Origin of the sequence: Bacillus sp. PS95 (assembly GCF_037963565.1) — a bacterium.
GTDB classification, from domain to species: domain Bacteria; phylum Bacillota; class Bacilli; order Bacillales; family Bacillaceae; genus Bacillus; species Bacillus subtilis.
Genome location: NZ_CP150160.1, coordinates 2,368,565 through 2,381,339 on the forward strand (window position 1 = coordinate 2,368,565; position 12,775 = coordinate 2,381,339).

The 12,775-nt window shown below is 45.5% G+C and carries 17 protein-coding genes; 4 read left to right on the forward strand and 13 right to left on the reverse strand.

Going from position 1 to position 12,775, the window contains the following annotated elements; translation table 11 throughout:
* Positions 1–28: 28 nt before the first annotated feature.
* On the reverse strand, positions 29–253 hold the full coding sequence (locus NSQ12_RS12125) for a YqkE family protein (protein WP_003230416.1): 225 nt from the start codon (positions 251–253) through the stop codon (positions 29–31).
* Positions 254–412: 159 nt separating this feature from the next.
* Here NSQ12_RS12125 and NSQ12_RS12130 point away from each other — a divergent pair, with 159 nt between their 5' ends.
* Entirely contained in the window at positions 413–1,330 is a 918-nt protein-coding gene (locus tag NSQ12_RS12130) for an alpha/beta hydrolase (protein ID WP_088326401.1), read from the forward strand.
* A gap of 39 nt (positions 1,331–1,369) precedes the next feature.
* Here the strand turns inward: NSQ12_RS12130 and NSQ12_RS12135 are convergent, their stop codons facing one another.
* From NSQ12_RS12135 to NSQ12_RS12165, 7 genes are all read right to left on the reverse strand, one after another.
* Positions 1,370–1,609, reverse strand: coding sequence for a YqkC family protein (locus NSQ12_RS12135; protein WP_003230411.1), 240 nt, complete (start codon positions 1,607–1,609; stop codon positions 1,370–1,372).
* 12 nt (positions 1,610–1,621) lie between these two features.
* The gene (locus tag NSQ12_RS12140) at positions 1,622–1,945 is read right to left on the reverse strand and encodes an iron-sulfur cluster biosynthesis family protein (RefSeq protein ID WP_339174811.1); all 324 of its coding nucleotides are present in this window, start codon (positions 1,943–1,945) and stop codon (positions 1,622–1,624) included.
* Positions 1,942–2,973 carry a bifunctional GNAT family N-acetyltransferase/GrpB family protein gene (locus NSQ12_RS12145; protein ID WP_339174813.1) on the reverse strand — a complete coding sequence of 344 codons (1,032 nt, stop codon included), beginning with the start codon at positions 2,971–2,973 and terminating at the stop codon, positions 1,942–1,944. The genes NSQ12_RS12140 and NSQ12_RS12145 overlap by 4 nt, the downstream gene beginning before the upstream one ends.
* On the reverse strand, positions 2,970–3,311 hold the full coding sequence (locus NSQ12_RS12150; RefSeq protein ID WP_163130666.1) for an antibiotic biosynthesis monooxygenase: 342 nt from the start codon (positions 3,309–3,311) through the stop codon (positions 2,970–2,972). The genes NSQ12_RS12145 and NSQ12_RS12150 overlap by 4 nt, the downstream gene beginning before the upstream one ends.
* A 9-nt stretch (positions 3,312–3,320) precedes the next feature.
* Positions 3,321–3,791, reverse strand: coding sequence for a GNAT family N-acetyltransferase (locus tag NSQ12_RS12155; RefSeq protein WP_004398668.1), 471 nt, complete (start codon positions 3,789–3,791; stop codon positions 3,321–3,323).
* A gap of 185 nt (positions 3,792–3,976) precedes the next feature.
* Positions 3,977–4,315, reverse strand: a complete 339-nt coding sequence (locus NSQ12_RS12160; protein WP_014477255.1) for a YolD-like family protein — start codon at positions 4,313–4,315, stop codon at positions 3,977–3,979.
* Positions 4,312–5,550: a DNA polymerase IV gene (locus NSQ12_RS12165; RefSeq protein ID WP_003230400.1), complete on the reverse strand. Its 1,239-nt coding sequence runs from the start codon at positions 5,548–5,550 to the stop codon at positions 4,312–4,314. The genes NSQ12_RS12160 and NSQ12_RS12165 overlap by 4 nt, the downstream gene beginning before the upstream one ends.
* 164 nt (positions 5,551–5,714) lie before the next feature.
* Between NSQ12_RS12165 and NSQ12_RS12170 the strand changes: the two genes are divergently transcribed.
* From NSQ12_RS12170 to NSQ12_RS12180, 3 genes are all read left to right on the forward strand, one after another.
* Entirely contained in the window at positions 5,715–5,921 is a 207-nt protein-coding gene (locus tag NSQ12_RS12170; protein WP_128422558.1) for a YqzH family protein, read from the forward strand.
* A 554-nt stretch (positions 5,922–6,475) separates the two neighbouring features.
* A complete protein-coding gene (locus tag NSQ12_RS12175; RefSeq protein ID WP_015714218.1) occupies positions 6,476–7,729 on the forward strand; it encodes an MFS transporter in 1,254 nt (417 codons plus the stop codon).
* Between the two features lie 29 nt (positions 7,730–7,758).
* Positions 7,759–7,917: a hypothetical protein gene (locus NSQ12_RS12180; protein WP_004398585.1), complete on the forward strand. Its 159-nt coding sequence runs from the start codon at positions 7,759–7,761 to the stop codon at positions 7,915–7,917.
* Here NSQ12_RS12180 and NSQ12_RS12185 read toward each other — a convergent pair.
* The 5 genes from NSQ12_RS12185 to NSQ12_RS12205 all read right to left on the reverse strand — a co-directional run bounded on the left by NSQ12_RS12185 (position 7,914) and on the right by NSQ12_RS12205 (position 12,502).
* Positions 7,914–8,300 (reverse strand): VOC family protein, encoded by a 387-nt coding sequence (locus NSQ12_RS12185; RefSeq protein ID WP_003230391.1) that lies wholly within the window; start codon positions 8,298–8,300, stop codon positions 7,914–7,916. The two genes, NSQ12_RS12180 and NSQ12_RS12185, sit on opposite strands and share 4 nt — an antisense overlap.
* 4 nt (positions 8,301–8,304) lie before the next feature.
* The gene (gene coaA / locus NSQ12_RS12190; RefSeq protein ID WP_003245966.1) at positions 8,305–9,264 is read right to left on the reverse strand and encodes a type I pantothenate kinase; all 960 of its coding nucleotides are present in this window, start codon (positions 9,262–9,264) and stop codon (positions 8,305–8,307) included.
* A gap of 71 nt (positions 9,265–9,335) precedes the next feature.
* Positions 9,336–10,682, reverse strand: a complete 1,347-nt coding sequence (gene dsdA / locus NSQ12_RS12195; RefSeq protein ID WP_160245097.1) for a D-serine ammonia-lyase — start codon at positions 10,680–10,682, stop codon at positions 9,336–9,338.
* Positions 10,683–10,757: 75 nt separating this feature from the next.
* Complete coding sequence (locus NSQ12_RS12200; protein ID WP_004398795.1) at positions 10,758–11,537, reverse strand: SDR family oxidoreductase; 780 nt, start codon at positions 11,535–11,537, stop codon at positions 10,758–10,760.
* Positions 11,538–11,542: 5 nt separating this feature from the next.
* Positions 11,543–12,502 carry an MBL fold metallo-hydrolase gene (locus NSQ12_RS12205; RefSeq protein ID WP_080529512.1) on the reverse strand — a complete coding sequence of 320 codons (960 nt, stop codon included), beginning with the start codon at positions 12,500–12,502 and terminating at the stop codon, positions 11,543–11,545.
* Positions 12,503–12,775: the final 273 nt, after the last annotated feature.

The window sequence follows — 12,775 nt, forward strand, 5'->3', positions numbered from 1 at the left end:
AAAAACCAGCACCTGTACGGGTGCTGGTTTATTTATATTGATGCCAATCCATTTGGCTTTCATTTAGGAGTTCTTCAAAGCTCTTATTTTTTTCGATCTCTTTTTTCTTTCTGATCTGTTCTGCTTTTTCTCTTTCCTGCCTCTTTTCATCCTCTTCCTTCAATTGGCTCTTCATCTCCATAAGCTTTGCTTTGATATCGGATTGAAGGCCGTCTTTTAGCTGGTGTTTGTCAGCGGATTTTTGTTTTTTCATTCAGACTTCCCCCATGTTTTGTTTTGAAGACAGTTTATCACGGAGCATATACACTGAACAAGCAGACTCTCTTCTGGTCACTTTCTCAGCGGAGCAGTGTTTAGGTATAATGATTTCAAACACGAATTACCTATATTTAGTTGAAAGGTGCTGTGACTTTTGAAGAAAATCCTTTTGGCCATTGGCGCTCTCGTAACAGCTGTCATCGCAATCGGAATTGTTTTTTCAAATATGATTCTATTCATCAAGAAAAAAACGGATGAAGACATTATCAAAAGAGAGACAGACAACGGACATGATGTGTTTGAATCATTTGAACAAATGGAGAAAACCGCTTTTGTGATACCCTCCGCTTACGGGTACGACATAAAAGGATACCATGTCGCACCGCATGACACACCAAATACCATCATCATCTGCCACGGGGTGACGATGAATGTACTGAATTCTCTTAAGTATATGCATTTATTTCTAGATCTCGGCTGGAATGTGCTCATTTATGACCATCGCCGGCATGGCCAAAGCGGCGGAAAGACGACCAGCTACGGGTTTTACGAAAAGGATGATCTCAATAAGGTTGTCAGCTGGCTCAAAAACAAAACAAATCATCGCGGATTGATCGGAATTCACGGTGAGTCGATGGGAGCTGTGACCGCCCTGCTTTATGCTGGTGCACACTGCAGCGATGGCGCTGATTTTTATATTGCTGATTGTCCGTTCGCATGTTTTGATGAACAGCTTGCCTACCGGCTGAGAGCGGAATACAGGCTCCCGTCTTGGCCCCTGCTCCCTATCGCCGACTTCTTTTTGAAGCTGAGGGGCGACTATCGCGCACGCGAAGTATCTCCGCTTGCTGTCATTGATAAAATCGAAAAGCCGGTCCTCTTTATTCACAGTAAGGATGATGACTACATTCCTGTTTCTTCGACCGAGCGGCTTTATGAAAAGAAACGCGGGCCGAAAGCGCTGTACATTGCCGAGAACGGTGAACACGCCATGTCATATACCAAAAATCGGGATACGTACCGAAAAACAGTGCAGGAGTTTTTAGACAACATGAATGATTCAACAGAATAAAAAAGCGAAAGGCCTCTTCGGCTCTTTCGCTTTTTTATGTTACAGAACGTCGGTAATGCCATCCATATTTTCTCTGATCCATTCAATCGCAAGATCTATCGTTGTAAACTCCTGCGTCTCGAAGGTCATTTCATCCTGCAATAGCCAGACATCTTTCTTGATGGACTCTGCTCCTCCAATTGACCAGTGAAGCAAGGTATAGGGATGGTTTTGATTCAGGAAGGATACCCACGTTTTATTTTGTGCTGTGTTCTTCATTGCCTTCAGCTTTTGTTCCACGTTTCGCGTCTCCTACTTTACTAATATGCTCATTCTGGGGCTGAGCATTTCAGCCGGGCTTTTCAGCGCCAATGTTTTGGCTTTTTCATTGTAATCGATCGTCATTTGATCGTCAAAAAACACTTTTTGTGACGATTGGATATACAGCGGAATGCCGTTCGTTTCCAGCTGCTCGCTCTGTCCCGTTAATTCTTCTGCCAGCCAGATTGTGGGGACACCGCTTACCGCGCAGCCGCATCCTTCTGCATCGTAACGAAGCTGGGCTTTTTTTCCCGGGTTGGCGTCAAACGCCTGCTGCAGTGCCTGTTTTGCTGCATCTGTCACATGTATGTTCATAAGGTGAAACCCCCGTTTTCATCATTTTCGCTATTGTAGCATACAACACTGCCATTCGCATTGTTTCTGCCTTTTTTCCACCGCTTCGCATTTTCTTCTGCAGTCTTGATCCACTCATCTTTCCCTTGTATGTACTGATTGATGCTGTCAGGATGCTGGGCCGCCAGCCGTTTTTTGAGAACGGCATATTCTTTCGCTATGTTTGGATGAGCTCTGAGATAATCTCTGAATAACAGATGCCTTTCAATAGCAGGGTTTCCCTGTTCGTACATATGGACATGATGAGTGCGTTTATTTCCGCCCTTTTGGAAATAACGCCTGCCCGCTATGCCGTTCTCACCTTTTGGTATATAGCCGTTAGCCTTCATTTGTTCATCAAATTGGCTCACGGCTTCAATGCTTCTGACTTCAATTAACATATCAATGATTGGCTTCGCTGCCATGTTCGGTATCGATGTGCTTCCGATGTGATGAACAGCGATAATCTCCGGCCCGAACACCAGCTTCAGCCGTTCTTTTTCTTCATCGAAACATTCTGCCCATTTTTCGTTGTAGAGAATGACCTCAACTTTTCTTTTCGGATACAAATGAAAGACCGACAGCAATAGACCCTGCGCTGCTTTGACGGTTTCTGCCTTTTGGAATCCGGCCTGTGTATAGAGTGACACGGCCGGGATATTGTTCTCGGCTGTGACTACTTCGATTCTCTCAGCGTCTTCATTATGATCAATGACAAATTGCAGAAGTGCTCGTCCAATTCCTTTTCTGAAACCGTCAGGATGCACAACAAGCCTGCAAATGGTGAGATGATGCATGTTTTTCTCATATGAAATGACACCGATCAGCTTGCCGTTTTCCCGATATCCCGCAAACCGTTCATGGGATGCTTGAATATCCTTCACCTTCTCTTGTAAAGCGGGAATACCGTCAAAACCAATAATCTCTGTTTCCTTTATGTAGGCGGGGATCTGTACGGCTAAAATCTCACGCGCTATAGTGTCTTCCTTATGCTGGAGAAATTCAATCATTCGTGTTCCTCCTGAAACAGCCGCTGTCTGTCGACTTTTGCGACGCGGACTGCATACGACTCGTACCAAAGGCTTTTTCCTTTTTCTTTTGCCGCTTGATGTTCAGTGTGATGCTTCCAATGGTTAATTGCGTCCATACTGTCCCAATAGGAAACTGTGATGCCCCTTCCATCCGCTTCACGTACGCTTTCCACGCCTAAAAATCCAGGCTGATCCGCCGCAAGCGATACCATCCGCTCCGCTGTTTCTCCATATCCTGTGTCATTTTCGCTTTTGACAGAAGAAAAAATGACTGCATAGTAAGGAGGCTCAGGTGTTTTTGATAAAAAATCCATCATATTTCCCCCTCATATGTTTTTGACAAACAGTACCCTGTCTTGGCCCGGGCCATCATAGTTTGCAAACACTGAGATGCCATTTACCGTTTTGGTGCCCTTTTCAATATCAAACCCCAATTTTGTGTGATATGCGATTGATACCTTATTCACAGGTGAAGTGACGCACTTTACCCGGGTGCAGCCCCTTTGTTTTACTGTTTCGATAAATACATCATACAATTGTTTCCCAATTTGCATTTTTCTGAAATCCGGATGCACACCGGAAAAATGAATGTACGCCGTTTCAGGATCGGATTGCGATTGAAATCCGATTAAAAATCCCGTCATGCTGTTATGTTCGGATGTAATAAAGCTTGTGTCCTGAAAATGCTCAAAAAATAGTCTCGGCAATTTTTCTTTCAGCTGTCTGCCGCCCCACCATTCATTCAGTACAGACGTTACCATTTCATAATCTGAAGACGTGATTGTTCGAATATCCATTACGATTTGATCTCCCTCCGTCTGGCAAAACGAATGTCAGCTCTTTTTCTCACAATATAAAAATTATATTTTGCCTGGCTGGAATTGTAAATGCCTTCTTTCCTGTATCATACGTTTCCAGACTGCCGAGGGAACAATGTTTGATCATTTTACGCCTATTTCTCCCCCAAACAGGAGGAGAGACTTTACAGCACAATATCAAGCACTTGATCAAGTTTCAGCTTATAAAGCTGATCCTCGTCTCCTTTTATCCATACTGCTTTTTCAAACTCTTCATACCGGCAGATTTTCCCGGTGCAGCGGACAATTTCACCGTCCTGAAAGCAGCTCACAGTGATATCCTGAGCGAACTCCATCGCGGCGCAAAGCGTTTGATTCATCTCTTCCAGCTTATCGGGATCAAGGATCGGCTTCTGCAGCTTTTGTTTAAGCCGCTTTCTCTCCAGCAGGCTTTGCTTATGTTCCGGCAGAAACATCCTGCTCCCTTCCCACAGCAGGTTGCCCCTTTTTAAATGGTCGTTCATTTATAATGCCCCCCTATTTTAGCCGCACGTTCAAATGCCTGGCCTGCCGCTGTCAGTGACGCCGCCCTGATGATTGCTGTATCGCCGAATCGATTTTTAATGCCATCCATCACATAGCCTAGGCTCATTTTCTTTGCATAATCCTGAAATAAATTGAGCTGCCATATGTCATCAGATGAGAGCTGAGACAGATTGACACCGAGGCGGCGGACGGGTTTCCCGTCCCAAAATGTAAGAAACAGCCGTCGTACAGCCTCATATACATCCTGCGTAGAATTAGTCGGCTCTGCCAGCTTCACTTGCCGGTTGAAGCCCGTCGGCCAATCAAAATCAGCACCCCGGCAGCTCACTGACACTGTCTGCCCCATGACCCCGGCGTTTCGGCTTCGCCTGCACACCTCTTCACTCAGCTCAAGCAATACGACCTTGATTTCTTTGTCAAAGTGTTCGTAGTCTCTCGGGAGAGTCATTCCATGGCCTATCGCCTTTTGCCCGTCCAGAGACGAAGTTGACACAGGGGAATAGTCGATTCCGTTTGCCGTCATCCACAGCACGTGGCCGTTAATGCCCCATTTCTTTTTTAAAAGATCGAGTGGAAAAGCCGCGAGCCCGCCGATCGTGCTGATGCCCATTCGATTTAAATGATGCTTCATGCGGCTCCCGACGCCAAACATGCTGCCCACCGGGAGCGGCCACATTTCGGTTTTCATATTTTCTTTCGTTAAGGTAAAAATACCGTTCGTATTCTTTTTGGCAAAATTGTCACACGCAATTTTGGCCAGCGCTTTGTTAGGGCCGATTCCGACCCGTGCATAAACGCCGATCTCCCGCATGATTCTGCTCTGAATGCTTTTCGCGATCTCCATCGGCGTCCCAAACAGCTTCTGGCTGCCTGTAATGTCCATGAACTGTTCATCGATAGAATAAGGCTCCACAAGGTCTGTATACTCCTCGAGAATGGCCGTAATTTGCAGTGATACATCAATATACCGTTGCATACGCGGCCGGAGCACAACAGCCTCAGGACACTTTTCCTGCGCCTCCCACAGCCGTGAAGCATTCACCACACCTTTTTGTTTCGCCAGCGGGCAGGCAGCCAATACCACTCCGCCCCTTTTTTCAGGGTCACCCGAAACAATGACAGGCTTATTTTTCAAATGTGGATTTTCCGCTTTCTCTACAGATGCATAAAACGATTGCATGTCAACGAGAAAAATCACTTTTTCTTTCATCATACACACCTCTAAAAAGAACTTATGTTCGTTCTCATTATATGCGAAAGTATGTTCGTTTTATACTGGTAAATGATTCTTGTCTGACAGAAAATATGATCCAAGGGTTTGAGAGAAGAAAAACATTTAGTAGACTAAAAGTGAAGCATAAGGATAGGAGAGTCATGATGGAGAAATTTGTCGAAAAAATGATGGAACAGGCATTGCGGCAATACGGCAGAAACGTTGCTATAGATCCGTTAAGCCCGTATGAAAAACAAAGCCTGAAAGCGGCTCTACAAGAGAGACGGAATGAAGAACCGGATGAGAATTTGCATGCGCATATAGAAGATATCATTTATGACTATGTCACAAACCAAGGCCTGTTCTCTTAAACGCATGACTGTCAGTTCTTTCAGCCGCTGATGCGGCTTCCCTTTGAAAACACCGCCTGAAACAAATAAACAGTCTCAGGCTTACAGAAAAAAAGCAGGATTTTCTCACGCTCCATAGATTCATATGGCCTGGCGTAAAATTCCCCTCAATGCTCGCGCAAAACGGAATAAGCTGTCCATGATCACGCGTATACACTTTTTCGAAGAGATGTGCTCTCTTGTTCTGTCATGCGGTCCATCGGTTTTCAGCTTACATCTTGATCTCATAGCCGGTTTCACTGCCGATATGATCTACGTCCTGGCGGCTTAAACTCTTTTAATGTTTCAAACACACCCTCACTGAATTCGGACATACCGTCATTTTCCTTCTGTCATCACCTTCAATTTCAAGATGTAACCCCCGCCACACGCATCCTCAACGCATAGTATATTGCCATCCATACAATCAGGCATACTACATGTCAATAACGAAATATTTTGAACGATCTATTGGAGAAGGAAATTTTTTCATATATGATAGAGAAAGATCATACATACAGGAGAGAATATAATTCATGAAGAAATGGAAAGATATCCACCCGATCAGCTGGACAATTATAATCGGAACCATTTTCGGCAGAATGGCAACATCGATGAGCATTCCTTTTTTAGCGATTTATTTGACAGCCGTCCAAGGCGCATCAGCTTCCTATGCAGGGCTGGTCATCGCCGCGAGCTCATCAGTCGGCATCCTCGCAAGCTTTTACGGCGGATATATCTCAGATAAATTCGGCAGAAAAAACATGATGCTTGTATCGATTTTCGGATGGATGCTGGTATTTGCAGGCTTTGCGGCAGCATCTAATCTCTGGGTGTTTTTTGTAGTAAACGCATTAAACGGTCTTTGCAAATCACTGTTTGAGCCCGCTTCAAAGGCCTTGCTGTCTGATATGACAGAAGAAAAAACGAGACTGCTAGTTTTTAATTTACGCTATGCGGCTATTAATATCGGCGTTGTCTTCGGACCTGTGCTTGGCCTATATTTCGGCTCATCGCAATCGACTACGCCCTTTTTGGTGCCTGCAGTCATTTACGGACTATACGGAATTGTGCTTGCCCTCCAATTTAAAAAACATCCATCCTTATCAGCACCAGCCCAGTCCCGAAATATGAGCGTGCGGGAAGCGTTTATGGTCACGCAAAAGGATTATCTTTTTACCATTGCTTTGGTCGGCATTACGCTATGCACCTTCGGCTACTCACAATTCAGTTCCACATTCCCTCAGTATATGGCGCAGAACCCCTTGATCGGCAATGGAACGAAGCTGTATGGGCTGATGCTGACATTAAACGCAATCGTTGTGTTGGCGACGCAATTTCCCATTGTCCATTTTGCAAAACGGTTTTCGCCGCTTTGTTCTCTGATGCTCGGTAATGTGATGGTTAGCATCAGCATGGCCATTTTCACCGTATCACACGGTGTTCCATCAATTGTGATGATTGTCATCACATTTACAATCGGCGAAGTGCTTTTATTCTCTATGATGGATTTGTATGTAGACCAGATTGCAAAACCAGGATTAAAAGGCACTTATTTCGGGGCAATCGGTTTTTCACAGCTCGGAAACGTCATCGGCCCTTGGGTCGGGGGGATATGTATAGACCTGTTTGGCGCTGGCCGGCCGATTTATATTTTTTCTGTCCTGAGCGGCATTACCCTGCTCGGCCTGCCATTTTTAGCGTTCGCCTATCGGCAAATGAAAATGGAGACCACAAAACACCGTTCCCGTCTGGAAAAGCCGCTTTACATAAAAAACGGAAGAGAATGAATCTCTCCCGCAAACATGAGGTGAAGAACATGAATATAGGTGATGTGATGTTTCAGCTGTTTGTATTTATTATATTTGCCGCTGTCGTCTTTGCGGCTGTTACAGGCTTCAAGTATGCGAAAAACCGAAAAGCGCAGCTGGATCGCATTGAGAAAAAGCTGAACAGCCTGTCCGAAGATCACGATTAACAGCTTGGGGCAACGAGCTCTACCTTAATCCGGTCTGGATCCTCACAAAAGACTGCATAATGCCCGTCTCCTCCGGCAAAAGGATGCCTGTCTCGGTACAACACACGATAACCTTTTGCCGTCAATTTTTCAGTCATCTGATCGACTTGAAGCTTGGATTCAGCATGAAATGCGAGATGGTTCAGACCGACTCGGCATCTATGGTATTTCGGCTCTAGAAATGACTCTTTCGCCTGCACAATCACTAGGTAAAAACGATCTTTCTTCCAGCTGATGCCTGAGCTCCATTTTTGATACTCTTTATAACCAAGTTCTTTTAAGAACCAGCCCCAAAACCGCCTAGACGCCTCCAAATCAGAGACATACAGTTCAATATGATGCACAATTTCATACCCTCCTTACCAGCACTTCCTCGACCTTATGCCCGTCTCCCTTACGCAAAATGAGATCTGACCTGAATTTAGTCGGCAAAATATTTTCATATAAATTCGGCCGGTTGACACTCTCCCAAATCGAGGCTGCCATCTCGTCAGCCTCCTGATCGGACAAGTCTTTAAATTTATGAAAATATGAATCAGGATTTTGAAAAGCTGTTTCCCGAAGCAGGCGAAAACGCTCTAAATACCAAGTGAAAATCCGGCTTTCCTCCGCATCCACATAAATCGAAAAATCAAAGAAATCGGAAACAAAAATACGCGGGTTTTCCCGGTCATCCTCCAAGGTGGGCGACTGAAGAACATTAATGCCTTCAATAATCACAATATCCGCCTGTTCTACAACCTCGAACACACCTTCCTCGCGGTCATAGGTTAGATGGGAATACACCGGGGCCTTTACGCTGTCCTTTCCTGATTTTAAGTCATTCAAAAATTCGAGCAGCGCCTTTACATCATAGCTTTCAGGAAATCCTTTTCTTGACATCATATTTTTCTTTTTCAGCTCGGCAGTAGGAAATAAAAAACCATCTGTCGTGATAAGGCTCACTTTTGGACGGTCAGGCAAACGCGAAAGCAGCTTCTGCAAGATCCGCGCCGTCGTGCTTTTTCCGACTGCGACACTGCCAGCAATGCCGATAATAAACGGAATTTTGGCTGAATGTGGGTGCTTCAAAAAAACATTGACATGCTTATTGCGTTCAGCCGCAGACTTGACATGTAAATGAAGCAAGCGAACAAGCGGAATATAGATCGTCTCCACTTCTTCAACAGATAGATAATCATTCAATCCTTCCACAGCTTTTGCCTCTTCTTCAGATACAGCAATCGACAAATGCCCCCCAAAACCAGACCAAGACTCCCGATTGTGCTGTGTATATAAAGTATGTAGGTTAAGTTCTTTATTTTTCACTGTTTACACCTGACTCTCTGTAGGTTAAAACCCTTACAAAGATTGTAACGGAAAACCTTTTCACTGTCTGCTTATTTTTCATTTCGTTTTTTTAGCAAATCAGCACCGATTCGGTTATACGCAGCCATTTCATCTTTTGGAACCATGCTTCCTCCCGTTCCCCAGACGACATGTACGGCATGTTCCATCTTATATTTCTGAGCATAGTGCCTTCCCTCTTCTGTCGTAAGAAGCTGAACCGGCCCGAACATGCCGGCAAGAGCAGAGGGCTCTAAATATTTATCTTCAGATACAGCCAACATATGAAGCAAAGTATAAAGCGTATTGTCCTCTACCGTATAACAGCCGCTCAGAAGCGGTTCAATCAGCTTGCCGACAAATCCTGACGGTCTCCCTACGGCAAGTCCGTCAGCAGCAGTCTGATTATCCAGGCCGATATCCTGGACGGAGATCTTTTCGTGAAGTCCTGAATAAAGCCCTAACAGCATACAAGGTGAATGAGTTGGTTCTGCGAAAAACACATGAACATGATCTCCGTATAAAAGCTTCAGCCCAAATGCTACACCGCCCGGTCCTCCGCCGACTCCGCACGGCAGATACACAAACAAGGGCGTCTCAAGACTTGGCTTTATATTCATACAGTCAAGCTGTGTTTTTAATCGGCTTGCGGCAACAGCATATCCTAAGAACAGCTGACGAGAATGTTCATCATCAATAAAATAACAGAATGGATCTTGTTCCGCCTGCCGTCTCCCCTCGTTCACCGCTTCGCTGTAATCTGTTTCGTACTCCATAACAGTGACTCCCTTTTGGCGGAGGAGATCCTTTTTCCACTGCTTAGCATCGGCGGACATATGCACTGTCACGCGAAAGCCGAGTGCCGCGCCGATGATGCCGATGCTTAAACCTAGATTTCCTGTCGAACCGACAGCAATCGAATAGCGGGAGAAAAACCCGGTAAACCGCTCTTCCTGTAAGATGCGGTAATCATCGGTTTCCTGAAGCATTCCTTCTTGAAGCGCGAGATTTTCAGCATGCTTTAACACTTCATAAATCCCGCCCCTCGCTTTAATCGATCCTGAAATCGGAAGCTCATGGTCGCACTTTAAAAGCCATCTTCCGGGAAATGGCTGTTGATATGCCGCTTCCAGCTTTCCCTTCATATGCTGCACCTCAAAAAGCGGAGACTCGATGATTCCTTTAGCGCCTTTCGTCTCAGGAAACACCTCGGCAATGTAAGGTGCAAACCGCTGCATTCTTTTTTCCGCTTCCGCTATCTCGGTTGCCCACTCATCTGCACGGGGTATTGGCCCCTCTTTCTTGCCTGAATTTGCCCAGAATACAGGCTCTGCATCAATCAGTTTCTGAATAAACGGATCTTTAAGCAGAGCATGAAGGACTTCTGAATGAACTGACATTCAACAATCTCTCCCTTCCACTATCAAAAGCTGCCTCGTGAGAAACAAGCCACTCCACCACAGGCAGTTCCATCATTATTTTTTCATGAGCGCGCGTCCTGCCAGCTTTTCTACAAGAGCTGGAAACAGCTGATACAGCTTAGTGCCGGCATTCATTAAACGCGGAAGATTGATCTCCCGCTTTTTCGTAAAAATTGCAGCTGTAATTTGAGCTGCCACGTCATCAGGATCAAGCATCCAGCGGCCGACATTTTTGGCGTAGTCCCCGCCTTTATCAGCAATGGAAAAAAAGTCCGTCTGAATCGGTCCCGGGTTGACTGTTGTCACATAAATGCCGGTTCCCGAAAGCTCCATCCGCAAAGCGTTTGAGTAACCTAACACGGCATGTTTGGTCGCGGAATACAGGCTCGACTTCGGTGTTGCGATTTTCCCCGCTTGAGAGGCGATATTGATGATATGGCCCTTTTTTTGCTCAAGCATTTGCGGAAGCACCGCTTTTGTACAGGCGATCAGGCCGAAGACATTCACATCAAACATCGCTTTCATGTCATCCAATGTAGAGTCTAAAACCGTTTCAAATATACCGAAGCCTGCATTGTTAATCAGTACATCAATCGAGCCGATCTGATCGCGGACCCGGGCGATATCCTCTAGGCGGCCGACATCCAGAGGAAAAATCTCACACTGTCCGCTCCATTCCTCGGTTATTTTCCTTTTGATTTCTATCAAACGATCCTCGCGTCTAGCAGACAGCAGGACATGGGCTCCTTCAGCCGCGCATAAGTATGCGATTCTTTCTCCAAGCCCTCCTGAAGCGCCGGTTATCCAAATCCTTTTTCCCGCTATATGTTTCACCCATTTCACCTCTTCATTGTTTTAAAGTATGCGGTATTTCCTTCCCAATATGACGTGATGGCTTCTTCAGCCTCCAACACATCAAGGTGACCTGCCGTTTCTGACATCGTTAAAAACAATTCCTTTTCATATACAGCAGGAAAAAGCTGCTGACAGACCTGAAAAGCGGTCATCGGCTTTTCATCCAGCATGCGACGCACATCCTCCGTCCTGTTCCTCTGCTTGTCAAAACGCTTCTCAATCAGCGCTTGTACACTGGTGATAGGCTCGCCGTGACCAGGAAATACGATTGTTGGATCAAGTTGAGACAGCCTTCGCAATGACCGCTGATAATCCACTAAAGGCTTTGACCTAACGTCTCCCGCTTTCGGCGCTTCCAAAATCGGATTAGACGAGCTGTTTGCCAGCAGTAGATCGCCGCCAAGCATCCTTCCGCTTTTTTCATGGAACAGAACGATATGCGATTCAGCATGTCCAGGCATCTCCAACACAGACCAGCCCTCAAGCCCATCTATGCCCATACCTTCTCTGATTGATTTTGTCAGAGATCTCGTACAGGAAAATGCGTACGCTGATCGAATCAGCTTTTCCGCCTTCCCCGTATCAAATGGAACGCCTAATTCAGGCAGCAGCTTTTGAAAAAAACGTTTTTGCCAATCCATAAAGGCTTGATTTCGGCTGATATAAGGTTCGTTGAACGCATGCCCAATCACTTCGATTTCATCTGAAAAGACATCAAGCAAGCCTGCATGATCAGCATGATGGTGAGTCAGTACAACCTGCTCGATATCTGACATTTTCACATTTACAGCGGCAAGCTGCTCTTGTAGGGCTCTGGCAGCCTCTTTTGTATTCGGCCCGGCATCGATAAGTGTCAGTGCATCACCTTTTACGAGGTAAACGATAACATCGCCGACAGCAAACGGCGTCGGGACGCGGATCGCAATTACATCTTCAGTTGTCATCCTTTCGCTCCTTGTCTTCATTCATTATTCATATTTTAGCTTTTTCTCGGTCTTGTGTCATTATTGCAGAATGAGAACAAACCTTTTTGAAAAAGCTATTGACATTAGCTTGTCCGCCATTGCATAATGAACAACAAACTAAAACGAGAACCATTGGAACGCTATGACGAGGAATAGTATACAAGGCAATGGCCTAAGAGAGCGATACCCCCGGCTGAAAGGTGTTGCGGCCCGCTTGTTTGTAGAACCTGCCCTCAAGTCGCGGTTAGGAAA

Bases quoted from the DNA above. Each gene is read 5' to 3' on its own strand.
- NSQ12_RS12125 (WP_003230416.1), bottom strand. From the start codon at position 253: ATGAAAAAACAAAAATCCGCTGACAAACACCAGCTAAAAGACGGCCTT.
- NSQ12_RS12140 (WP_339174811.1), bottom strand. From the start codon at position 1,945: ATGAACATACATGTGACAGATGCAGCAAAACAGGCACTGCAGCAGGCG.
- NSQ12_RS12145 (WP_339174813.1), bottom strand. From the start codon at position 2,973: ATGATTGAATTTCTCCAGCATAAGGAAGACACTATAGCGCGTGAGATT.
- NSQ12_RS12150 (WP_163130666.1), bottom strand. From the start codon at position 3,311: ATGATGGATTTTTTATCAAAAACACCTGAGCCTCCTTACTATGCAGTC.
- NSQ12_RS12155 (WP_004398668.1), bottom strand. From the start codon at position 3,791: ATGGATATTCGAACAATCACGTCTTCAGATTATGAAATGGTAACGTCT.
- NSQ12_RS12160 (WP_014477255.1), bottom strand. From the start codon at position 4,315: ATGAACGACCATTTAAAAAGGGGCAACCTGCTGTGGGAAGGGAGCAGG.
- NSQ12_RS12165 (WP_003230400.1), bottom strand. From the start codon at position 5,550: ATGATGAAAGAAAAAGTGATTTTTCTCGTTGACATGCAATCGTTTTAT.
- NSQ12_RS12170 (WP_128422558.1), top strand. From the start codon at position 5,715: ATGGAGAAATTTGTCGAAAAAATGATGGAACAGGCATTGCGGCAATAC.
- NSQ12_RS12175 (WP_015714218.1), top strand. From the start codon at position 6,476: ATGAAGAAATGGAAAGATATCCACCCGATCAGCTGGACAATTATAATC.
- NSQ12_RS12180 (WP_004398585.1), top strand. From the start codon at position 7,759: ATGAATATAGGTGATGTGATGTTTCAGCTGTTTGTATTTATTATATTT.
- dsdA (WP_160245097.1), bottom strand. From the start codon at position 10,682: ATGTCAGTTCATTCAGAAGTCCTTCATGCTCTGCTTAAAGATCCGTTT.
- NSQ12_RS12205 (WP_080529512.1), bottom strand. From the start codon at position 12,502: ATGACAACTGAAGATGTAATTGCGATCCGCGTCCCGACGCCGTTTGCT.